This is a genomic window from Burkholderia pyrrocinia (assembly GCF_001028665.1).
Taxonomy (GTDB): domain Bacteria; phylum Pseudomonadota; class Gammaproteobacteria; order Burkholderiales; family Burkholderiaceae; genus Burkholderia; species Burkholderia pyrrocinia.
In genome coordinates this window covers 2,801,507-2,821,850 of record NZ_CP011503.1, presented here as the reverse complement: position 1 = coordinate 2,821,850, position 20,344 = coordinate 2,801,507, and the positions used below count along the sequence as shown (strand labels likewise).

Annotated in this window: 20 protein-coding genes; 6 read left to right on the top strand and 14 right to left on the bottom strand. The window is 69.2% G+C overall.

What is annotated here, in order from left to right; translation table 11 throughout:
• The first annotated feature begins 52 nt into the window (after positions 1–52).
• From iolE to ABD05_RS12895, 3 genes are all read left to right on the top strand, one after another.
• Positions 53–982, top strand: coding sequence for a myo-inosose-2 dehydratase (gene iolE, locus ABD05_RS12905; RefSeq protein WP_047900464.1), 930 nt, complete (start codon positions 53–55; stop codon positions 980–982).
• Positions 983–1,034: 52 nt separating this feature from the next.
• Positions 1,035–1,853 carry a 5-deoxy-glucuronate isomerase gene (gene iolB, locus ABD05_RS12900; protein WP_047900463.1) on the top strand — a complete coding sequence of 273 codons (819 nt, stop codon included), beginning with the start codon at positions 1,035–1,037 and terminating at the stop codon, positions 1,851–1,853.
• 79 nt (positions 1,854–1,932) lie between these two features.
• On the top strand, positions 1,933–2,427 hold the full coding sequence (locus ABD05_RS12895; protein ID WP_047900462.1) for a heme-degrading domain-containing protein: 495 nt from the start codon (positions 1,933–1,935) through the stop codon (positions 2,425–2,427).
• A gap of 61 nt (positions 2,428–2,488) precedes the next feature.
• On the opposite strand, the gene ABD05_RS12890 is transcribed toward ABD05_RS12895, so the two are convergent.
• From ABD05_RS12890 to ABD05_RS12855, 8 genes are all read right to left on the bottom strand, one after another.
• Entirely contained in the window at positions 2,489–3,235 is a 747-nt protein-coding gene (locus ABD05_RS12890; protein WP_047900461.1) for a glucose 1-dehydrogenase, read from the bottom strand.
• Positions 3,236–3,395: 160 nt separating this feature from the next.
• Positions 3,396–4,103 (bottom strand): ABC transporter ATP-binding protein, encoded by a 708-nt coding sequence (locus ABD05_RS12885; protein WP_047900460.1) that lies wholly within the window; start codon positions 4,101–4,103, stop codon positions 3,396–3,398.
• Entirely contained in the window at positions 4,100–4,852 is a 753-nt protein-coding gene (locus ABD05_RS12880) for an ABC transporter ATP-binding protein (RefSeq protein ID WP_047900459.1), read from the bottom strand. Before ABD05_RS12880 ends, ABD05_RS12885 begins: the two co-directional genes overlap by 4 nt.
• Positions 4,849–6,078, bottom strand: coding sequence for a branched-chain amino acid ABC transporter permease (locus ABD05_RS12875; RefSeq protein ID WP_047900458.1), 1,230 nt, complete (start codon positions 6,076–6,078; stop codon positions 4,849–4,851). Before ABD05_RS12875 ends, ABD05_RS12880 begins: the two co-directional genes overlap by 4 nt.
• A complete protein-coding gene (locus tag ABD05_RS12870) occupies positions 6,071–7,006 on the bottom strand; it encodes a branched-chain amino acid ABC transporter permease (protein ID WP_047900457.1) in 936 nt (311 codons plus the stop codon). Before ABD05_RS12870 ends, ABD05_RS12875 begins: the two co-directional genes overlap by 8 nt.
• A gap of 9 nt (positions 7,007–7,015) precedes the next feature.
• Positions 7,016–7,453: an acyl-CoA thioesterase gene (locus tag ABD05_RS12865; protein ID WP_047901196.1), complete on the bottom strand. Its 438-nt coding sequence runs from the start codon at positions 7,451–7,453 to the stop codon at positions 7,016–7,018.
• Positions 7,454–7,592: 139 nt separating this feature from the next.
• Positions 7,593–8,129: an NUDIX domain-containing protein gene (locus ABD05_RS12860; RefSeq protein WP_047900456.1), complete on the bottom strand. Its 537-nt coding sequence runs from the start codon at positions 8,127–8,129 to the stop codon at positions 7,593–7,595.
• Between the two features lie 121 nt (positions 8,130–8,250).
• Entirely contained in the window at positions 8,251–9,501 is a 1,251-nt protein-coding gene (locus ABD05_RS12855) for a YbfB/YjiJ family MFS transporter (RefSeq protein ID WP_047900455.1), read from the bottom strand.
• A gap of 128 nt (positions 9,502–9,629) precedes the next feature.
• On the opposite strand from ABD05_RS12855, the gene ABD05_RS12850 reads away from it, so the two are divergent.
• Positions 9,630–10,553: a LysR family transcriptional regulator gene (locus ABD05_RS12850; RefSeq protein WP_047900454.1), complete on the top strand. Its 924-nt coding sequence runs from the start codon at positions 9,630–9,632 to the stop codon at positions 10,551–10,553.
• Between the two features lie 233 nt (positions 10,554–10,786).
• Here the strand turns inward: ABD05_RS12850 and alaS are convergent, their stop codons facing one another.
• Positions 10,787–13,411, bottom strand: coding sequence for an alanine--tRNA ligase (gene alaS, locus ABD05_RS12845; protein WP_047900453.1), 2,625 nt, complete (start codon positions 13,409–13,411; stop codon positions 10,787–10,789).
• Between the two features lie 283 nt (positions 13,412–13,694).
• On the opposite strand from alaS, the gene ABD05_RS12840 reads away from it, so the two are divergent.
• Positions 13,695–14,915, top strand: a complete 1,221-nt coding sequence (locus tag ABD05_RS12840; protein WP_047900452.1) for a CaiB/BaiF CoA transferase family protein — start codon at positions 13,695–13,697, stop codon at positions 14,913–14,915.
• 49 nt (positions 14,916–14,964) lie between these two features.
• Here the strand turns inward: ABD05_RS12840 and ABD05_RS12835 are convergent, their stop codons facing one another.
• On the bottom strand, positions 14,965–15,513 hold the full coding sequence (locus tag ABD05_RS12835) for an RBBP9/YdeN family alpha/beta hydrolase (RefSeq protein ID WP_047900451.1): 549 nt from the start codon (positions 15,511–15,513) through the stop codon (positions 14,965–14,967).
• Positions 15,514–15,678: 165 nt separating this feature from the next.
• Complete coding sequence (locus ABD05_RS12830) at positions 15,679–15,888, bottom strand: ornithine acetyltransferase (RefSeq protein WP_006497729.1); 210 nt, start codon at positions 15,886–15,888, stop codon at positions 15,679–15,681.
• A gap of 252 nt (positions 15,889–16,140) precedes the next feature.
• Between ABD05_RS12830 and ABD05_RS12825 the strand changes: the two genes are divergently transcribed.
• Positions 16,141–17,850 carry a glutamine--tRNA ligase/YqeY domain fusion protein gene (locus ABD05_RS12825; RefSeq protein WP_047900450.1) on the top strand — a complete coding sequence of 570 codons (1,710 nt, stop codon included), beginning with the start codon at positions 16,141–16,143 and terminating at the stop codon, positions 17,848–17,850.
• 137 nt (positions 17,851–17,987) lie between these two features.
• On the opposite strand, the gene ABD05_RS12820 is transcribed toward ABD05_RS12825, so the two are convergent.
• The 3 genes from ABD05_RS12820 to ABD05_RS12810 all read right to left on the bottom strand — a co-directional run bounded on the left by ABD05_RS12820 (position 17,988) and on the right by ABD05_RS12810 (position 20,314).
• A complete protein-coding gene (locus ABD05_RS12820; RefSeq protein ID WP_047900449.1) occupies positions 17,988–18,458 on the bottom strand; it encodes an NUDIX hydrolase in 471 nt (156 codons plus the stop codon).
• A gap of 11 nt (positions 18,459–18,469) precedes the next feature.
• Positions 18,470–18,856, bottom strand: a complete 387-nt coding sequence (locus ABD05_RS12815) for an RT0821/Lpp0805 family surface protein (protein ID WP_047900448.1) — start codon at positions 18,854–18,856, stop codon at positions 18,470–18,472.
• Between the two features lie 108 nt (positions 18,857–18,964).
• Positions 18,965–20,314: a cytochrome-c peroxidase gene (locus ABD05_RS12810; protein WP_047900447.1), complete on the bottom strand. Its 1,350-nt coding sequence runs from the start codon at positions 20,312–20,314 to the stop codon at positions 18,965–18,967.
• Between the last annotated feature and the right edge of the window lie 30 nt (positions 20,315–20,344).

The following is a 20,344-nucleotide window of genomic DNA, read 5'->3' as shown; positions in this document are numbered from 1 at the left end:
CTGCCTGCCCACCCGCCCCGCGAACAACACATTCGAACCAAGGAAGCACGTCATGAGCTGGAACGTCCGCATCGGTATCAATCCCCTGTCGTGGATGAACGACGACCTGCCGTCGCTCGGCGGCGAGACGCCGCTCGAAACGGCGCTGAAGGAAGGCGCCGAAATCGGCTATGCGGGCTTCGAGCTCGGCAACAAGTTTCCGAAGACGGGCCCCGAGCTGAAGGCAAAGCTCGCCGAGTTCGGGCTCGTATGCGTATCGGGCTGGTATTCGGGCTTCCTCGCGGAAGTCGAACCGGGCATGACCGACGCCGATGCGGTCGCCGCGGAAATCGAGCGCTGCCGCGCGCACCTGACGAAGCTGCAGTACAACGACGTGAAGGTCGTCGTCTATGGCGAATGCGCGGGGACGATCCAGGGCAACATCGACACGCCGGTCGCGAAGCGGCCGCGCTTCGTCGACGACGCAGCCTGGCAGCGCTACGCGGCGCGCCTCGACGCATTCGGCGCGCACCTGCTCGACACGTACGGAATCAAGCTCGCCTACCATCACCACATGGGCGCGTACGTCGAATCGCCCGACGACGTCGACCGGCTGATGGCGCTGACCGATCCGGCCAAGGTGTTCCTGCTGTTCGACACCGGCCACGCGTATTTCGGCGGCGCGGCCGACCCGGTGACGCTGCTGAAGAAGCACGTATCGCGCGTGGTCCACGTGCATTGCAAGGACGTGCGGGCGCAGGTCGTCACGCAGGCGCGCAACGACGGCTGGAGCTTCCTGAACGGCGTGATCAACGGCACCTTCACGGTGCCGGGCGACGGCGCGCTCGACTACGACGCGACGCTGCGCACGCTGAAGGACGCCGGCTACGAAGGCTGGCTCGTCGTCGAGGCCGAGCAGGATCCGGCCGTCGCGCCGAGCTACGCGTATGCGAAAAAGGGCTACGAGTCGCTGCGCGCGATCGTCGACCGGTTGAGCGCGTGAGCACGCAAGTGCTCGAATGCTTGAGCCCTACCCTATTGCGGAGCCCCACCCCATGACGATTTCTCCCCTGCTGGTCAAGGCATCTGCCGACCGCGAAATCTGCAACGTCACGCCCGAGTCGGCCGGCTGGAAGCATGTCGGTTTTCGCGCGCTGCGCCTGAAGGCCGGCGACACCGAAACGCTCGACACCGGCGCGCGCGAGCTGTGCGTCGTCGTGCTCACCGGCACGGTGCGCGCGGACGTCGACGGCGCAACCTACGATGCGCTCGGCAAGCGCGACAGCGTGTTCGAAGACGTGTCGCCGGACGCGCTGTACGTGCCGGGCGGCAAGACCGTCACGCTGGTCTCGACGCGCGATGCCGAAATCGCGCTGTGCACCGCGCCGTACGCGAGCGGCGACAAGCCGGTGCGGCGCCTCGACGGCGAACGGATGCGCCGCTCGGTGCGCGGGCAAGGCACCAATACGCGCTACGTGTGCGACATCCTGATGGGCGACAACCCGGCGGCCGACCGGCTGCTGGTCGTCGAGGTCGTCACGCCGGCCAGCCATTCGAGCAGCTATCCGCCGCACAAGCACGACCGCGACGCGGCGCCCGACGAAACCTCGCTCGAGGAAACCTATTACCACCGGATCGATCCGCCGCAGGGTTTCGCGTTCCAGCGTGTGTACACGGACGACCGCAGCCTCGACGAAGCATGCGCGGTCGAGAACCACGACGTCGTGATGGTGCCGCGCGGCTACCACCCGGTCGTCGCGCCGCACGGCTACAACCTGTACTACCTGAACGTGATGGCCGGGCCGAGCCGTGCGTGGGCGTTCAAGAACGATCCCGCGCACGAGTGGATGCTCGATGCGGCGCCGAAGCGCTGAACGAACCACGGGCAAGCGCGCGGCCCGTGACGAGGCGACGCCGGCGCGCGAACACGATTTGCGACGATACGGAGCCGCCATGGTGACGACCTTCCTGCGCATCGATCACGCGCCCTTCGACGACGACGCACCGGACATGGTGCTGCCGCACTTCAATGCCGATGTCGCACGCCGGCTCGGGGAAATCGCGACCAATATCGCATCGCGCCGCGGGTTGCCGATCGCGGTCGGGATCGTCGGCGAAGCAGCACCGCTGTTCTACTGCGCGCTCGACGGCAGCCGCGCGGAAGACAGCGACGCGATCCGCCGCCGACAGAACACCGTGCTCCGTTTCGGCCTGAGTTCGCTCGAGGTCGGCACGCAGTTTCGCCGCGCCGGCTGGTCGCTGCGGTCGCAGGGCCTGTCGGACGACGACTATGCGCTCGACGGCGGTGGCGTGCCGTTGCGAGTCGCCGGTGCGGGCTTCGTCGGTGCGATGACGATCGCGGGGCTCGACTCCGAACGCAATCACGCGCTCGTCGTCGAGAGCCTGCGCTGGCACGTCGGCGCAAACGCGCTGGCGATGATCGCTTGATGACGCAATCGGCACGATCGGCGCAGGCGTGCCGATCGTGCCGATTTGCCGACTCGCGGGATCAGTTCAACCCGCCGCTCACGACGAGGTGTTCGCCGGTCATCCAGCGTGCATCGTCCGACGCGAGGAACACGGCGACCGACGCGATGTCGTCCGGCTCGCCGAGGCGGCCGAGCGGCGTCTCGCTGCGCACCTGCTTGTCGAGATCGGAACCGATGATGCCCGCGCTGTGCGTGCCTTCGGTCACGATCATGCCCGGGTTGATCGCGTTCACGCGGATCTTGCGCGGGCCGAGTTCGAGCGCGAGCACGCCGGTGATCGCGTCGACCGCGCCCTTGGTGCCGCTGTACACCGCGCTGGCGGGCGGCGTGATGCTGGTCACCACCGAGCTGATGTTGATGATGCTCGCGCCTTCGCCGAGATGCTTGACGGCCGCCTGCGTCACGAGCAGCACGCCGAACACGTTCGTGTCGAACTGCCGGCGGTAGTGTTCTTCGGTGATCGCTTCGATCGGCGAGAATTCGTAGACGCCGGAATTGTTGACGAGCACGTCGAGACGGCCATACGTGTCGATCGCCGTATCGACGATGCGCTGCGCGTCGGCTGCCTTCGACACGTCGCCGCCGACCGCGACCGCGCGGCCGCCGGCCTCGACGATCGCGCTCACCACCGCATCGGCGCCCGCCTTGCTGCTCGCATAGTTGACGACGACCGACGCGCCTTCCGCGGCCAGCGCCCTCGCGATCGCGGCACCGATGCCCTTCGATCCGCCCGTGACGATCGCTACCTTGCCTGCCAGCTTGCTCATGATTTCATTCCTCAGTCTAAGACTATCGATGGATGGCACCGGTTGCCGCATCGATGCGGCGGCCCGGCATGAGTGGCAATTTAAGGTGCCGCGCGATGGCGATAAAGCGGCTCGACGCGAATTGTCTGGCGGGGCCAGCCGAACAATCGGTCGAGCGCCGTCAGCCGGCGCTCAACCATGCGTTGGCGACCTCGCCGCCCAGGCCGTCGAGCGCACCGTCGTAGACGATCCGTCCGCGCCCCATTACCGCGACGCGCCGCGCGAGCCGCGGCGCGAACTGCAGCCGCTGCTCGATCAGCACGATTGCGACGCCGTCGGCCTGCAGCGCGGCGAGGCACGCGCCCACTTCGTCGACCGCGAGCGGCGCGAGCCCTTCGGCCGGTTCGTCGACGATCAGCACGCGCGGGCGGCCGGCGAGCGCACGGACCAGCGCGAGCACCTGCTGCTCGCCGCCCGACAGCCGCCCGGCTTTCACGTCCGCGCGCGCGGCCAGCAGCGGAAAGCGGTCGAACAGGCGTTCGAGCGCCGCGCGTTCGGCCGCGCCGCGCGTGCCGCGCAACCCGAGCTTCAGGTTGTCGCGCACGGTCAGCAACGGAAACACGTCGCGGCTTTCGGCAACGTAAGCGACGCCGCGCCGCGCGATCTCGAACGTGCGTGCGCCCGCGCATTCGGCGCCGGCGATGCGCACCGAGCCGGCCGTGCGCACGAGCCCCATCACGGCCTTCGCGAGCGTCGAGCGCCCCGAGCCGTTGCGGCCGAGCAGCGCGAGCGTCTCGCCCGGCGCGAGCGCGAGATCGACGCCGTCGAGCACCGGCTGCATCCCGTACCACGCACGCAGGTCGCGGATGGCGAGCAGTGCGTTCGTCATACGCTGCCCTCCCCGAGATACGCGGCGCGCACGGCCGGATCGGCGCGGATCGCATCGGGCTCGCCGGTCGCGACCACCGAGCCGCGCACGAGCACCGTGATGCGTTCGGCGAAGCTGAACACCGCATCCATGTCGTGCTCGATCATCAATACCGTGCGGCCCTGCGTCGTCGCCCGGATCAGTGCGATCATCCGTGCCGCCTGCGCGCGGCTCATGCCGGCCGTCGGCTCGTCGAGCAGCAGTGTGCGCGCGCCGCTCGCGAGCGCGATCCCGAGATCGAGCGCGCGCTGCTCCGCATAGCTCAGTTCGGCAGCCGGCGCGTCGCGCCGCGCGTCGAGACCGATGTCGTGCAGCACGCGCGCGGCCGCGAGATCGACCGACGCCGATTCACGCAGCCGGTTCCACCAGCGCCGCCGCTCGGCCGGCGCATGCAGCGCCGCGCAGCGCAGGTTGTCGAATACGGTGAGCCGCGCGAACGCGCTCGTCTGCTGGAAACTGCGGCCGATGCCGAGACGGCTCGCGACGACCGGCCCGCGCCCGCGCAACTCGACGCCGTGCAGCACGACGCGCCCGCGGGTCGGCCGCGTCGCGCCTGCGATCACGCCGAACAACGTCGACTTGCCTGCGCCGTTCGGCCCGATCAGCGCATGGCGCTCGCCGGCCGCGATACTCAGCTCGACGCCGTCGAGCACGGTCTGCGCACCGAAACGCTGCGTGATGCCGTGGAGCGCGATCGCGTTGCCGTTCATCGCCCGTTCTCCCACTTGCCGGACTGCGCGCCCTGCGCGAACCGCGCGCGCCAGCCCCACAGCAGCGTGCCGATGCCGGCCGCCGAGCACGCGACGGCCCAGCCGGCCGGCGTATCGGCGTCGATACTCCAGGCGCCGAACGCGAGGCCCGTACCGTCGTCCTGCGCGAAGCGCCACGCATAACCGAGTTCGGCCGCGCAGACGATCGCGACGCCCCAGAACACGCACGCGCCGACGCCGCACAACAGGCGCCACCGCTCGGCTGCCGGCGCACCGCGGCGCAACGCGTGCACAAGCGCTTGCGCGATGCCCGCGATCCCGCGCGGCGCAGCGATGACGATCACGACGAACAGCACGCCGAGATACAGCGCCCACGCACGCGACACGCCCGCGACGACGATGCTCAGCGCGGTCAGCACGGCCGCGCCGGCCGCCGGCCCGAAAAACGCGCCGGTGCCGCCGATCACCGCGGCGATCAGCACGGTTGCCGAGCGTGCCATCGACACGCTGTCGGGCGTCGCTATTTCGACGTCGATCAGCGTCAGCGTGCCGGCGATGCCCGCGAAGAACGATGCGCAGGTGACCATCGCAAGCCGCACGCGGCGCGGATCGGTGCCGAGCGCGGCGACGCGCGCGGGGTTGTCGCGCACCGCGTTCGCGAGCCGCGCGAGCGGCGTGCGCGTCAATGCATGCATCGCGAACGCCGACACGACGCACCACGCGGCGATCACCGCGTACGCCTGCGCCGGCGCACCGAAATGCCAGCCGCCCCACGGCGTGCCGCTCGCGCGATCGATCGGCACGCCGCCGATGCCGCCGAACCACGCGGGCACGCTCCACGCGGCGGCCGCGACGCATTCGCCGAGCCCGAGCGTGATCATCGCGAACGCGGTGCCTGAACGGCGCGTCGCGAGCAGCCCGGCGACGAAGCCGAAACCCGCGCCGGCCGCGCCGCCGACGAGCGGCAGCAGCGGCAGCGGCCCGCCGAAGCGGTTGAACCAGTGCGCGGCCGCGAATGCGCCGAGGCCCGCGAACGCAGCATGCCCGAACGACAGCAGCCCGGTCGTGCCGAGCTGCAGGTTGTACGACAGCGCGAGCACGACGAGCGCCGCCGTCTGCGCGAGATAGCCGAGCACCGCGCCGTGCGGCCACAGCCACGCGGGCAGCGCGACGCACGCGACGAACAGCGCCCAGCGCGCGAGGCCGGCGAGCGAGCGGTTACGCATCGGCACGCTCGCCGAACAGCCCGCGCGGCCGTGCGACCAGCACCGCGACGAGCAGCAGGTACGGCACCAGCGGCGCAAGCTGCGCGATCGACACCGCGGCCACGCTGTCGGGCAGCGCGATGCCGGTCCATAACGCGAGGTCGCGCAGCGACGTGTCGCTCGCGGCCGCAAAGGTCTGCGCGAAACCGACCGCGAGCGACGCGGCGAACGCGCCGCCGAGCGAGCCGAGTCCGCCGATCACGACGACCGCGAACACCACCGACCCGACAGTCTCGGCCAGCGCGGGTTCGATCACCGCGAGCGGCGCGCCGATCACGCCGGCCAGCGCCGCGAGCGCGGTGCCCGCGCCGAACAGCGCCGTCATCACGCGCGGCACGTCGTAGCCGAGCGCCTCGACGGCCGCGCGATGCGTCAGCGCCGCACGCACGACGAGCCCGATGCGCGACACGCGCAGCAGCGCGCCGAGCGCGACCAGCATCGCCGCGGACATCCCCATCATGAACAGCCGGTAACGCGGCAACGCGAGGCCGAACACCGTCACGGGCGCGCCGTCGAACAGCGGCGGCACGGGTGCCGGCAGCGGCGCGAGGCCCCACAGCAGTTTCGCGCCCTCGCCGATCAGGTAGGCAAGGCCGAAGGTCAGCAGCAGCTCGCTCGTATGGCCGCGCGCCTGCACGCGGCGCAGCAGCCAGCGTTCGCAGCCGGCGCCGAGCAGCCCGACCGCGAGCGGCGCAAGCACGAACGCAGGCCAGAAACCCGCGCGGGCCGCGATGCTGTAGCCGACATACGCGCCGAGCATGTAGAAGCTCGCATGCGCGAAGTTGAGCACGCCCTGCACGCTGAAGATCAGCGTGAGGCCCGCCGACAGCATGAACAGCAGCAAACCGTAGCTGAGGCCGTTGAAGGCCTGGAGCGCGAACGCGTGCACCGCGAACCGTCAGGCCGCGAGCGGATCGAGCGCGGCGCGCAGCGCGTCGGGCAGCGGTACGGGGCGGCGCGTGCCGCGATCGACGTACACGTGCACGAAATGCCCCTGCGCGGCGGGCGATGCATCGCCTTGCGCGAACAGCCCGACCTCGTAGCGCACGCTCGACGTGCCGAGCTTCGCGACGCGCAGCCCCGCGTCGACCGACTGCGGAAACACGAGCGGCGCGAAGTAGTTGCACTGCGTCTCGACGACCAGCCCGATCGTCTGCCCGTGCTCGACGTCGAGCACGCCCGCGCGGATCAGGTACTCGTTCACGACGGTGTCGAAGTAGCTGTAGTAGACGACATTGTTCACGTGCCCGTAGACGTCGTTGTCCATCCAGCGGGTCGTGATCGGCAGGAAGTGGCGGTAGGCGTCGCGGGAACGCGGCTGCGGCTTGTCGGACATGGCGATGGCGGTCAGGACGATGGGGGCGATGAAGACGAAGCGCGACGACCGTATGGCACGGCGCGCCGGCAAGAAGCGAAGCGCCGCGTCGCGATCGCGCGCGGCGCGGCTGATGAAACCCTGCGGGCGGGCCGGCCCGTCACTGCCCCGGCCGGTCGACGAATTCGAAATCGAGGCCGCGCGCACGCATCCAGTCGGCGAGCGCGACGCCGGTGCCGGCGCGCCACGGGCGCAGCAGCGGCGGATCGACGAGCCGGTATTCGAGCAGTTCCGGCGACAGCGCGACCGTGCCCGACGCGCGCACGTGGTACGCGATGATCAGTTCGTTCTTGCGGATGAATTCGTAGACGCCGACGAGCGACACGTGTTCGGCCCTCAGCGCCGTTTCCTCGAACACCTCGCGCGCGATGCCGTCTTCGGGTGTCTCGCCGTTTTCGAGGAAACCGGTGATCAGCGCGAACATTCCTTCAGGCCAGGCCGCGTTGCGCGCGAGCAGGATCTTGCCGTCGAGCTCGACGATCGCGGCGACGACGGGCAGCGGGTTGTTCCAGTGAACATAGCCGCAGGTGTCGTCGGGACACGCCTGGCGGACGCGACCGCCTTCGTGGTCGGGATCGGCGCGCTCGGTCAGCGGGCTCGCGCAGCGCGGGCAAAAGCGATAGTCGGCGGTGGTCATCGATGGGGATCTGGCGGACGCCGGACCGCCGCCTGCCGGCTGCCCGCGCACCCGCTCGGCGCGGGAAAGGCTTCATTCTAGCGAGTTTGCCCGTGCCGCAGACGATCCGTCCCCGCCGGCGTCAGGGTCGCAGGCGGCCCTTGGCGGCAGTCGCCGCGAAGCCGGCGGCGCCCGCGAGCAGCGCGGCCACCGCGACCCACAACGCAGGAGAAAACGACCCGAAGCGCGCGGCAAGCGGCGCCGCGACGAGCGGGCCGAGGATCTGCCCGATCCCGTACGACGCGGTCGCATAACCCATCAGCCCGGCCGCGCGCTCGCCGTGCAGGCGCCGCGCCTCGCGCATCGCGAACAGCGTGATCGCGGTAAACGGCAGGCCGAGCAACGCGCTGCCGACCGAGAAGCCGAGCGCGTTCGGCCACACGATCCCGGCCCCGATACCGAGCGCCTGCGTGGCGCAGCCGGCCGCCAGCAGCAGCCGGTTGTCCCAGTGGCCGGGCAGCCGCGCGGCGGCGATCGCGCCGACGATCAGCGCCGCGCCGAACATCGGCCAGAACAGGTCGGGCCACGGCGAACCGGCCGGCAGCGCGGCGCGCGCGATCACGGGCAGGAACGTCGCGGTGATGATGTAGCCGAAGCCCGGCGTCCCGTACAGCACGACGAGCCACGCGGCGTCGGCGCGACGACGGCGCACGTCGGCGGGCGCCGCGGAGGCTGCCGAAGCTGCGGCAGCCGCATGCGGTGCCGCGCCTGCCGCCGGTACGGCCTGCGCCGGCGCGACGGCAAAGGTGCGCCAGATCGCGATCGACAGCACGGCCGACAGCGCCGCGAAGCCGAGCCAGCCCGACGCCGCGCGCTGACCGGCCATCGCGCTGCCGATCAACCCCGTCAGCACGATGCCGACGCCGGGCCCCGCGTAGATCACCCCGCTCCACTCGGGCGCGTACAGCTCGGCCAGGCGCCGCAGCCCCCATTGCGACATGAACACGAACGTCCACGCGCTGACGACGCCCGCAACGAAGCGCACCGCGAGCCACACGGGCAGCATGTGCCCGACACCCATCGCGGCGGTGAGCAGCACGGTGGCCGCGAGCCCGAAGCGGACCATCCGCGCGGGCGCGACGCGCAGCACCGCGCAACTGACCGCGCCGGCGAAGTAGCCCGCGTAATTCGCCGAGGCAAGCCAACTGCCGGCCTTCAGGCCGATCGAGCCGTCGGCGAGCATCAGCGGCAGCAGCGGCGTGAACGCGAAGCGGCCGACGCCGAGCACGACCGCGAGGCCGACCATGCAGGCCAGCGCGGCCGCACGGGCGCGGCGGTCGGCTTCGTCTGACGAAAGCGCGTGGGCGGCGGGTGGTGCATCGAAACGGGACATGGCGGCAGCTCGGGCCGCCGCATGCGATGCGCCGGCCGGGACGAGGATCGGGATGGCGTCATCGTAGCTTGACCAAACGTTCTCGAAAAATGAATAATTGAGAATCCAGCCATCCCTTGGAGAGAATCATGGATCTGGCGGCGCTGGCGATTTTCCGGGCGGTCGTGCGCGAGAACGGGGTGACACGCGCAGCGGCCAAGCTCAATCGCGTGCAGTCGAACGTCACGACGCGCATCAAGCAGCTCGAGGAAGAACTCGGCGCGGCGCTGTTCGTGCGCGACGGCCGTCGGCTCGTGCTGACGCCGGCCGGGCACACGCTGCTGCCGTATGCGGAGCGCCTGCTGGCGCTCGCCGACGAGGCGCGCGACGCGGTGCGCGAGGACACGCCGCGTGGGCGGCTACGGCTCGGCACGATGGAGAGCACGGCCGCGAGCCGGCTGCCGACCGTGCTCGCCCGCTATCACCACGCATGGCCCGACGTGTCGCTCGAGCTCGTGACGGGCACGACGGGCTGGCTGATCGGCAAGGTGCGCGACTTCGAGATCGACGCCGCGCTGTTCGCGCGCCCGCCGGCGCCGGACACGCTGCCCGATACGTTCGAGACGGTGCCGGTCTTCCGCGAGGATCTCGTGTTGCTCACGCCGCGCGGCCATCCGCCGGTGCGCACGCCGCGCGACGTGATACTACCGACGCTGATCGCGTTCGAGCGCGGCTGCACGTATCGGAAGTACGTCGAGCAGTGGTATGCGGCGCACGGGATGAAGCCGGCGCGCGTGCTCGAACTCGGCTCGTATCACGCGATCGTCGCGTGCGTCGCGGCCGGCGCGGGCATCGCGGTCGCGCCGCGCTCGGTGCTCGACCTGCAGCCGGAAACCGACCACATCACCGCGCATGCGATTCCGGAATTCGAAGGGATCGATACGCTGTTGGCGTGGCGGCAAGGTTATGCGTCGGCGGCGCTCGCCGCGCTGCGCGACGCGCTCGGGGAGGCCGCGCGGCAGCCGGACGCAGTACAGAAACCGCGGAAACCGCGCGTGGCGCAACCGGCCTGAAGCGATCCGCCAACGGACACGCGACGGCGAACTCGCGCACCGTCCGTTTGCGTGCCGGGCAACCGTTCGTGCGTCACGCATGGTGGCGGATCGCCCCCTCGCACCGCGCGTAAACGCAAAACGACCCGACCGGCACCCATGCCGATCGGGTCGTTTCATGCGATTCCGTCGAAAGAACCGCGCGGTGCCGGCCTGCGCTCCGCCCTCGCGGGCGCCGCGCAGGCCAGGCCCGATCAAAGACGCTCTTCGACCCAGCCCTTGACGCCAGCCAGCGCGCCCGGCAGGTTGGCCGGCTCGGTGCCGCCTGCCTGCGCCATGTCCGGACGGCCGCCGCCCTTGCCGCCGACCTGCTGCGCAACGAAGTTCACGAGCTCGCCAGCCTTGACCTTCTTGCTCGCGTCGGGCGTGACGCCCGCGATCAGGCTGACCTTGCCGCCTTCGACTGCCGCCAGCACGATCGCCGCGCTCTTCAGCTTGTCCTTCAGCTTGTCGACCGTTTCACGCAGCGTCTTCGCATCGGCGCCGTCGAGCGTCGCGGCCAGCACGTACACGCCGCCGATTTCGACGGCCTGCTGCGCAAGCTCGTCGCCCTGGCTCGATGCGAGCTTCGACTTCAGCGCGCCCAGTTCCTTCTCGAGCGACTTCACCTGGTCCTGCACCTGCGCGATGCGCTGCGTGAGCTCCGACGGCTGCGCCTTCAGCGCGGCCGCCGCTTCGTTCACGCGCGCGTCGAGATCCTGCACGAAACGCACCGCGTTGTCGCCGGTGATCGCCTCGACGCGGCGGATGCCGGCCGCGACGCCGCCTTCGACGACGATCTTGAAGAAGCCGATGTCGCCGGTGCGGTGCACGTGCGTGCCGCCGCACAGTTCGCGCGAAAAGCCGAGATCGAGCACGCGCACTTCATCGCCGTACTTCTCGCCGAACAGCGCCATCGCGCCGCCCTTCACCGCTTCGTCGTACGGCATCACGCGCACGATGCCCGGCGCGTTCGCGAGGATTTCGTTGTTGACGATCTGCTCGACGCGACGGATTTCATCGTCCGTCATCGGCGCGTTGTGCGCGAAGTCGAAACGGGTTTTTTCCGCGTCGACCAGCGAACCCTTCTGCTGCACGTGCGCGCCGAGCACTTCGCGCAGCGCCTTGTGCATCAGGTGGGTGGCCGAGTGGTTGCGCTGCGTGCGTGCGCGGCGGTGCGCGTCGATTTCCGCGCGCAGCACGTCGCCGACCTTCAGCGTGCCCTGCTCGAGCGAGCCGTGGTGGCCGACCACGTCGGCCTGCACCTTCAGCGTGTCGGCCACCGCGAAGCGCGTCGACGCATTCGCGAGCACGCCCTGGTCGCCGACCTGGCCGCCCGATTCCGCGTAGAACGGCGTGTGGTCGAGCACGACGACCGCATCCTGGCCGGCCTTCACTTCGTTGACCGACGAACCGTCGACGTACAGCGCGACGACCTTCGCATCGTCGAACGCGATTTCCTCGTAGCCGTGGAAGGTGGTCTTCGCGCCCGTGTATTCGAGGCCCTGCGTGGCCTTGAACTTGCCGGCCGCGCGCGCCTGCTCGCGCTGGCGCGCCATCGCGTCGTCGAACGCCGGCTCGTCGACCGTCATCCCGCGCTCGCGGCACACGTCGGCCGTGAGGTCGAGCGGGAAGCCGTAGGTATCGTGCAGCTTGAACGCGAGTTCGCCGTCGAGCATCTTGCCGCCCTTCGCCTCGACGTCGGCCAGCGCGCCCTCGAGGATCGACATCCCGTGCTCGATCGTCTCGAAGAAGCGCTCTTCTTCCTGGCGCAGCACGTCGGTCACGCGCTGCTCGGCTTCCTTCAGCTCCGGATACGCGACGCCCATCTCGGCGACGAGGTCGGCCACCAGCTTGTGGAAGAACGAACCCTTGCGGCCGAGCTTGTAGCCGTGGCGGATCGCGCGGCGCACGATCCGGCGCAGCACGTAGCCGCGGCCTTCGTTGCCGGGAATCACGCCGTCGACGATCAGGAACGAGCATGCGCGGATGTGATCGGCGATCACCTTCAGCGAGTTGTTGGTGAGGTCGCTGATCTCGGTCACGCGCGCGGCGGCCTTGATCAGGTTCTGGAACAGGTCGATCTCGTAGTTGCTGTGCACGTGCTGCAGCACCGCGGCGAGGCGCTCGAGGCCCATGCCGGTATCGACCGACTGCTTCGGCAGGCGCGTCATGTTGCCCTGCGCGTCGCGGTTGAACTGCATGAACACGAGGTTCCAGATCTCGATGTAGCGGTCGCCGTCTTCTTCAGGCGACCCCGGCGGGCCGCCCCACACGTCCGGGCCGTGGTCGTAGAAGATTTCCGTGCACGGGCCGCACGGGCCCGTGTCGCCCATCGTCCAGAAGTTGTCCGACGCGTAGCGTGCGCCCTTGTTGTCGCCGATCCGGATGATGCGCTCGGCCGGCACGCCGACTTCCTTCGCCCAGATGTCGTACGCCTCGTCGTCTTCCTGGTAGACGGTGACCCACAGCTTTTCCTTAGGCAGCTGGTAGACCGTGGTCAGCAGCTCCCACGCGAAGCGGATCGCGTCGTGCTTGAAGTAGTCGCCGAACGAGAAGTTGCCGAGCATCTCGAAGAACGTGTGGTGGCGCGCCGTGTAGCCGACGTTTTCGAGGTCGTTGTGCTTGCCGCCCGCGCGCACGCTGCGCTGCGCCGTCGTGGCGCGCGAATACGGGCGCGGGTCCGTGCCGAGGAAGACGTCCTTGAACTGGACCATGCCCGAGTTCGTGAACATCAGCGTGGGGTCGTTACCGGGCACGAGGCTCGACGAGCGGACGATCGTATGGCCCTTCGATTCGAAGAATTTGAGGAATTTCTCGCGGATTTCGGCAGCTTTCATGGCGTGCGGGGACAGTCTGGCAAAGACGGCTTCAAACGCCGGCGCCCTTGGCGGGACGCGCGGCGGCATGGATTCGGAAACGATCGATTATACGGGATCGGGGCCGGCTTCCGGGCAAAGCGCCGGCAAAGCGGCTCGGCCATCCGGCCGGCCCGGCCGGAGCCTGTTCCCGCTAATAACGGGCTCCAGGCCACCCGCGCGGCCGATTCGCCTTAAGATGCTCGGCATGCCAATCGGCCTTGCCGAGCAACGGAGGCCAGCCATGAAAGGAGACGATTCGACGATGGGTGCCCTGAGCCATATCCGCGTGCTGGACCTCACCCGCGTGCTCGCGGGCCCGTGGTGCGCGCAGACCCTTGCCGATTTCGGCGCGGACGTGATCAAGGTCGAGCGCCCGGGCGCCGGCGACGACACGCGCCACTGGGGGCCGCCGTACCTGAAGGACGCGGACGGCGCGGATACCGCCGAGGCCGCGTACTACCTCGCGGCGAACCGCAACAAGCGCTCGGTGACGATCGACATCGCGACGCCCGAAGGCCAGCAGATCGTGCGCGAACTCGCCGCGCAAAGCGACGTCGTGCTCGAGAACTACAAGGTCGGCCAGTTGAAGAAATACGGGCTCGATTACGAATCGCTGCGCGCGGTGAAGCCCGATCTCGTCTACTGCTCGGTCACCGGCTTCGGCCAGACGGGCCCGTATGCGCACCGCGCGGGCTACGACTTCATCGTGCAGGGGATCGGCGGCTTCATGAGCATCACCGGCGAGCGCGACGGCGAGCCGGGCGGCGGCCCGCAGAAGGCCGGCGTCGCGATCGCCGATCTCGCGACCGGCCTCTACTCGACGATCGCCGTGCTCGCCGCGCTCGCGCACCGCGACCGCACCGGCGAAGGCCAGTACATCGACATGGCGCTGCTCGACGTGCAGGTCGCGCTGCTCGCGAACATGAACACCAACTTCCTCGCGAGCGGCAAGCCGCCGGCGCGCTGGGGCAACGCGCATCCGAACATCGTGCCGTACCAGACGTTCCAGACCAGCGACGGGTGGATCATCGTCGCGGTCGGCAACGACGGGCAGTTCCGCAAGTTCGTCGAGGCCGGCGGCCGGCCCGAACTGGCCGACGACGAGCGCTTCGCGACGAACCCGTCGCGCGTGCGCCACCGCGACACGCTGGTGCCGATCCTCGCGGAGATGGTGAAGGCGCGCGGCAAGGCCGACTGGATCGGCGTGCTCGAAGCGGCCGGCGTGCCGTGCGGGCCGATCAACGATCTCGACGAGGTGTTCGACAACGAGCAGGTCGTCGCGCGCGGGATGCAGGTGTCGCTGCCGCACCCGTGCGGCGCGGACGTGCAGCTCGTGCGCAACCCGATCCGGATGAGCGCGACGCCGCCCGACGCGCGCACGGCCCCGCCGCTGCTCGGCGCGCAAACCGACGACGTGCTGCGCGGCATGCTCGGTTACGACGACGCGCGGATTGCGGCGTTGAAGGCGAAGCAGGCGATCTGACGAACGGACGCTTCAACGGCTCGCGCGGCGGCGGCTACCCGACCGGCGACTACCGCGCGAGCGCGTCCAGCCAGCCGCGTGCGGCCGGCCAGTCGCCGAGCCCGCTGTCCGCGTTGATGTGGCCGCGCGGGCCGATCTCGCGAAATTCACTGCCCCACGCGTGCGCGCAGCCGCGCGCGAACGCGAGCGAGCCGTACGGATCGTCGCTGCTCGCGACCACGCAAGTCGGAAACGGCAGCCGCTCGTGCGGCACGGGCCCGAAGCCGTGCGCGTCGGCCGGAAACGCCGGGCCGCCGGGATCGGGCAGCGCAACGAGCAGCGCGCCGCGCACTTTCGCGAGCGCGGCCGGGCGCGCATAGCGCGTCGCCCACCACGCGGTGGTCAGCGTGCCGAGGCTGTGGCCGGCAATCAGCACGGGCCCGCGCGCGGCTTCGACCGCACGATCGAGCGCGAGACACCAGCCATTGCGGAACGCACGGTCCCAGTCGGGCATCGCGACCCGCGAGAAGCGCGCATCGGCGCGCTCCCAGCGGCTCTGCCAGTGAAGCGGGCCGGAATTGCCGTAGCCCGGCAGGACGAAAACGAGGGGGTCGCTCATGAAAGGATTCGTCGACGAATGGTGTCGTTATGTGATGTCGACGAAGTGTCGCACACCCTCCTCTCCCTGATGCTGCCTGTCAAAAAACCGGAAGGGTGTGCGGTGGGTCGTGACGTGTTCAGGACGATGTCACGACCGGCCGGCGCTCAGGCGCGCCGGCTTCGATCAGCGTACGCCGGCGCCGACCAGGCCGCCTGCCGCCGCGCCGGCAACCGTGCCGACCGGGCCGCCCGTGATCAGGTAGCCGAGCGCGCCGCCCGCGGCCGCGCCGATACCGGCATTGCGTTGCGTATGCGTCATCGCGCATGCGCCGAGTTGCGACAGCGCCGCGACGATCACCGCGGTACGAACGAGAAAAGTGGTCTTCTTCATCATGGTTATTGGCTTCCTCCCGCCATGCAATTACGCGAATGGCGGCATTGATTCGGTGAAGCCATCATAGGAAAACCCGAATGGCGCGGGCAATCCGATTTACGTCGTGTTACAGCCGACACACACTCGAGATATTGCGGTACGCATCGCGAACGCAACGGCCCTCACCCGCAACCCGCGCGGGACGGACCCCGGTCAGGTAGAATTAGAGGATTAAACCGGCGCGACGCGCCGACACAACCTGACGCCAACCGCATGAGCACCGAACGCAACGACGCCCCCGCGGCTTCCAATTTCATCCGCAACATCATCGACGACGACAACCGCACCGGCAAATGGGGCGGCCGCGTCGAAACGCGCTTCCCGCCCGAGCCGAACGGCTATCTGCACATCGGCCACGCGAAGAGCATCTGCCTGAACTTCAGCGTCGCGCGCGACTACGGCGGCGTGTGCCACCTGCGCTTCGACGACACGAACCCGGAAAAGGAAAGCGTCGAATACGTCGACTCGATCGTCGACGCGGTACGCTGGCTCGGCTTCGACTGGCGCAAGGACGCGGTCGATCACCAGTATTTCGCGAGCGACTACTACGACAAGCTGTACGAGTTCGCCGAGCTGCTGATCAAGCGCGGCAAGGCCTACGTCGACAGCCAGAGCGCCGATGAAATGCGCGCGAACCGCGGCTCGCTGACGGAAGGCGGCAAGCCGTCGCCGTTCCGCGACCGCACGCCCGACGAAAACCTCGACCTGTTCCGCCGCATGAAGGCCGGCGAGTTCAAGGAAGGCGAGCACGTGCTGCGCGCGAAGATCGACATGGCTTCGCCGAACATGAACATGCGCGACCCGGTGATCTACCGGATCCGCTACGCGCACCACTACCGCACCGGCGACGCATGGTGCGTATATCCGATGTACGACTACACGCACTGCATCTCGGATGCGCTCGAAGGCATCACGCATTCGCTGTGCACGCTCGAGTTCGAGGATCACCGCCCGCTGTACGACTGGGTGCTGAACGAACTCGCGGAAGCCGGCATGTTCACGCGCCCGCTGCCGCAACAGATCGAATTCTCGCGGCTGAACCTCACGTACGCGATCACCAGCAAGCGCAAGCTGCTGCAGCTCGTGACCGAAGGCCACGTCGACGGCTGGGACGACCCGCGGATGCCGACGATCGTCGGCGTGCGCCGCCGCGGCTTCACGCCCGAAAGCATCCACCTGTTCTGCGAGCGGATCGGCGTGACGAAGATCGATTCGTGGATCGACATGAGCATCTTCGAGGGCGCGCTGCGCGACGACCTCGACGACAAGGCCGCGCGCACGGTCGCGGTGCTCGATCCGCTGAAGCTCGTGATCGACAACTATCCGGAAGGCCAGGAAGAAGCGTGCACGGCGCCCGTGCATCCGCATCACCCGGAGCGCGGCGTGCGCACGTTCCCGATCTCGCGCGAGCTGTGGATCGAGCGCGAGGATTTCGTCGAGAACCCGCCGAAGGGCTATTTCCGCCTGTTCCCCGGCAACAAGGTGCGCCTGCGCTACGGCTACGTGATCGAGTGCACGGGCTTCGACAAGGATGCCGACGGCAACGTGACGGCCGTGCACTGCAACTACTTCCCGGACAGCAAGTCGGGCACCGACGGCGCGAACACGTACAAGGTCAAGGGCAACATCCACTGGGTCAGCGCGAAGCATGCGCAGCCGGCCGAAGTGCGGATCTACGACCGCCTGTTCAAGGAGCCGCATCCGGACGCGGGCGGTGCGAACTTCCTCGAGGCGCTGAACCCCGATTCGAAGAAGATCGTGCAAGCGTACGTCGAGCCGGGCAACAGCGACATCGCGCCGGAAACGCGCCTGCAGTTCGAGCGGCACGGCTACTTCGTTGCCGACCGCGTCGATTCGAAACCGGGCAAGCCGGTGTTCAACCGGATCGTCGGGCTGCGCGACAGCTGGGGCAAGCCGGCCTGACGGCCTGCTCCGCGCGCGGCGCGCGGCCTCGGGCCGACGTCGCGCGACCATGAAAAAACCGGCTCGAGGGCCGGTTTTTTTATTGCATGCATCGAAGCGAAGCCAGGCAATGCGGCGGCGGTAGCCATCGCGTTCGTTCACGCACCCGACAGCCGCCGATGCAGTTCCGCCAGCGACAGCTTCGTGCGAAACAGCCGCGCGAGGCTGCGGCTCGCATACGCGTCGATCTCGCCCGGCACGGTCCAGCGGTACGCATCCATCTCGGGAATCATCGAGCCGTCGCGACGGCTCGGGAACAGCGACGTGCACGTGCAGTGCGCGGGATCGATCTCGCCGTCCGCCACCTGCACCGCGAACAGGTGCAGGTCCTTGTCGTGCCGGTACGCGAAGCGGCCGAGATCGAGCAGCCGCGCCGGCGCGAATTCGATGCCGGTTTCCTCGAGCAGCTCGCGCAGCGCGGCGTCGGCCGGCGTCTCGCCGGGCTCGCCTTGTCCCTTCGGGATGTCCCAGTGCGTGGTGTCCGTCGCGTGCGCGAGAAACACGCGGCCGGCCGCATCGAGGATCACGACGCCGCACGATACCGTGCGCGGCGCGCCGCCCCGCTTCATCACACGCGTGCTCAGTGCTTCTGCAATTGCCACTTGCCCGCGGCCGTCTTGCAGTAGACGGGCTTGAGCGTCATCGCCTGGCCCTTCGCGGTGATGTCGGTGGTGATGACGCGGCAGGTCTTGCCGTCCGTCTCGGTCGTGGTCGGCGTGAGCTTCGCTTCGATCTGCGTACGGCTGCCGCTGTTCTGCCACGTCGTCGTCTCGCCGTCCTTGCCTTCGTCGCGCACCTTCTCGGCGGCCTTCGACAGCGACGCCGTGTCAGCCTTGCTGAAATAGCTGAGCGGCGTGTTGGTCAGAAAGTTCAGGTTGTTCTGCGCATGGGCGGGCAGCATCGCGGCTGCGCACGCAGCGCCGGCCAGCACACGCGTGACGATGGAAAGGGATGCACGCATCGACATGTTGTTCTCCTTGGATGTTCGATCGAACGGCGCGGTGCATGCCGGCGAACCGGCACGCGCCACGCCCGTCAGCGAGCGAGCATAGCATGCGTGCGGCGTGCGACGCTTTTAGCGGGCCGCCTGCGTCGACCCCGGTTGATATCCGTCAGTCAGCGTACCGAGGAACGCGATCACGTCCTTGATCTCGGCTGCGTTCAGCGCCGGCTGCTCGCCGCGCTTGCGGTCGAACGGCGGTTCGCGGTTGATGTTCGGCCAGTAGCGCTTCGGCAGGTCGTCGTAGATCTGCACCCTGCCGTGCACGACCGGGTAGAACTTCTCCGGATGAATGTCGCGCTCGACGTAGAAGCGCATCACGTCCTCGAGCGAGTGATACACGCCGTTGTGGAAGAACGTCTTGCGCAGCGCGACGTTGCGCAGCGACGGCGTGCGGAACAGCCCGCAGAATTCGTCGCGGCCCTTCAGGTCGGTGCGCTCGGGGCCGCACGCGCCGAGATCGTGGAAGCGCGGGTCGCGGTTGACGGGCAGCGCGCGGTTGCGCGGCACCGCGATCGCGATCAGCCCGAAATCGCTGAACTGCGGCGGGCCGCCTTCAAGCGTGCGCTGGCTGATGTGGCAGCTCGCGCAATTGCCCTTCTTCTCGTCGTTGAACAGTTGCAGCCCGTGCAACTCGGCGGGCGTGAGCTGCGCGCGGCCGGCCAGGTACGCGTCGTACTTGCTCGTGTACGGATCGAACAGCGCAGGCTGCTGCTGGAACGCATCGAGCGCACGCAACACCGCGTCGAAGATCGCCTGATCATCGCCGAGCACCCGCTCGCCGAACGCGTTGCGGAACGCATCCGCATACGGCGCCGCGCGCACCGCTTGCGCAACCCGCGCCGGCGAGCTGCTCATCTCGAACGGCGACAGGAGCGGAATGCGCGCCTGCGCGTCGCGGGTGTCGACGCGGCCGTCCCACGTCAGCCCGCCGGTCGGGCCCGCGTCGATGCTTTCGTCGCCCTCGTCGGGAGAATCGTGGAAGTGCTCGCTGAACGGCGGGATGCCGCGCACGTACTTCAGCGACGGCACCGCGCGGAACCCGGTGCGATGCATGTCGTCGCCGCCGAGCTGCACCGACAGCGCGTTCGGCGGCCCGAACGCATGTTCGGCGCTGTGGCACGACGCGCACGCGAGCTTGCCGGAGCCCGACAGCGACGGATCGAAGAACAGTTGCTTGCCGAGCGCCGTCATCTGCTTCACGCCCTCGAACACCTGCGCACGCGTCTGCGGCTGGCTGGCCGGTGCGACCGCGGGCGCGGCCGGGGCGGCCTGGGCGGCCGGCACGACGGACGCGGCCGACGTGCTCGCGCCGGGCTTTGCATCGCAACCGGCGAGCGCCGCGAGCCCGGCAGCCAGCGCCAGGGCCGCCGCGGCATGGATCAACGATCGCGCGGACGCAAAGGATTTCGGGGTGGTGGGCATCGTCGTTCTATGGGTAGCGGTGGGCAATCG

Excerpts from the sequence above, each read along its gene's own strand:
- ABD05_RS12895 (WP_047900462.1), top strand. The coding sequence starts at position 1,933 with ATGGTGACGACCTTCCTGCGCATCGATCACGCGCCCTTCGACGACGAC.
- ABD05_RS12850 (WP_047900454.1), top strand. The coding sequence starts at position 9,630 with ATGGATCTGGCGGCGCTGGCGATTTTCCGGGCGGTCGTGCGCGAGAAC.
- ABD05_RS12830 (WP_006497729.1), bottom strand. The coding sequence starts at position 15,888 with ATGATGAAGAAGACCACTTTTCTCGTTCGTACCGCGGTGATCGTCGCG.
- ABD05_RS12885 (WP_047900460.1), bottom strand. The coding sequence starts at position 4,103 with ATGACGAACGCACTGCTCGCCATCCGCGACCTGCGTGCGTGGTACGGG.
- ABD05_RS12890 (WP_047900461.1), bottom strand. The coding sequence starts at position 3,235 with ATGAGCAAGCTGGCAGGCAAGGTAGCGATCGTCACGGGCGGATCGAAG.
- ABD05_RS12860 (WP_047900456.1), bottom strand. The coding sequence starts at position 8,129 with ATGACCACCGCCGACTATCGCTTTTGCCCGCGCTGCGCGAGCCCGCTG.
- ABD05_RS12880 (WP_047900459.1), bottom strand. The coding sequence starts at position 4,852 with ATGAACGGCAACGCGATCGCGCTCCACGGCATCACGCAGCGTTTCGGT.
- iolE (WP_047900464.1), top strand. The coding sequence starts at position 53 with ATGAGCTGGAACGTCCGCATCGGTATCAATCCCCTGTCGTGGATGAAC.
- ABD05_RS12855 (WP_047900455.1), bottom strand. The coding sequence starts at position 9,501 with ATGTCCCGTTTCGATGCACCACCCGCCGCCCACGCGCTTTCGTCAGAC.
- ABD05_RS12820 (WP_047900449.1), bottom strand. The coding sequence starts at position 18,458 with ATGAAGCGGGGCGGCGCGCCGCGCACGGTATCGTGCGGCGTCGTGATC.
- iolB (WP_047900463.1), top strand. The coding sequence starts at position 1,035 with ATGACGATTTCTCCCCTGCTGGTCAAGGCATCTGCCGACCGCGAAATC.
- ABD05_RS12835 (WP_047900451.1), bottom strand. The coding sequence starts at position 15,513 with ATGAGCGACCCCCTCGTTTTCGTCCTGCCGGGCTACGGCAATTCCGGC.
- ABD05_RS12875 (WP_047900458.1), bottom strand. The coding sequence starts at position 6,078 with ATGCGTAACCGCTCGCTCGCCGGCCTCGCGCGCTGGGCGCTGTTCGTC.
- ABD05_RS12865 (WP_047901196.1), bottom strand. The coding sequence starts at position 7,453 with ATGTCCGACAAGCCGCAGCCGCGTTCCCGCGACGCCTACCGCCACTTC.
- alaS (WP_047900453.1), bottom strand. The coding sequence starts at position 13,411 with ATGAAAGCTGCCGAAATCCGCGAGAAATTCCTCAAATTCTTCGAATCG.
- ABD05_RS12840 (WP_047900452.1), top strand. The coding sequence starts at position 13,695 with ATGGGTGCCCTGAGCCATATCCGCGTGCTGGACCTCACCCGCGTGCTC.
- ABD05_RS12825 (WP_047900450.1), top strand. The coding sequence starts at position 16,141 with ATGAGCACCGAACGCAACGACGCCCCCGCGGCTTCCAATTTCATCCGC.
- ABD05_RS12815 (WP_047900448.1), bottom strand. The coding sequence starts at position 18,856 with ATGTCGATGCGTGCATCCCTTTCCATCGTCACGCGTGTGCTGGCCGGC.
- ABD05_RS12810 (WP_047900447.1), bottom strand. The coding sequence starts at position 20,314 with ATGCCCACCACCCCGAAATCCTTTGCGTCCGCGCGATCGTTGATCCAT.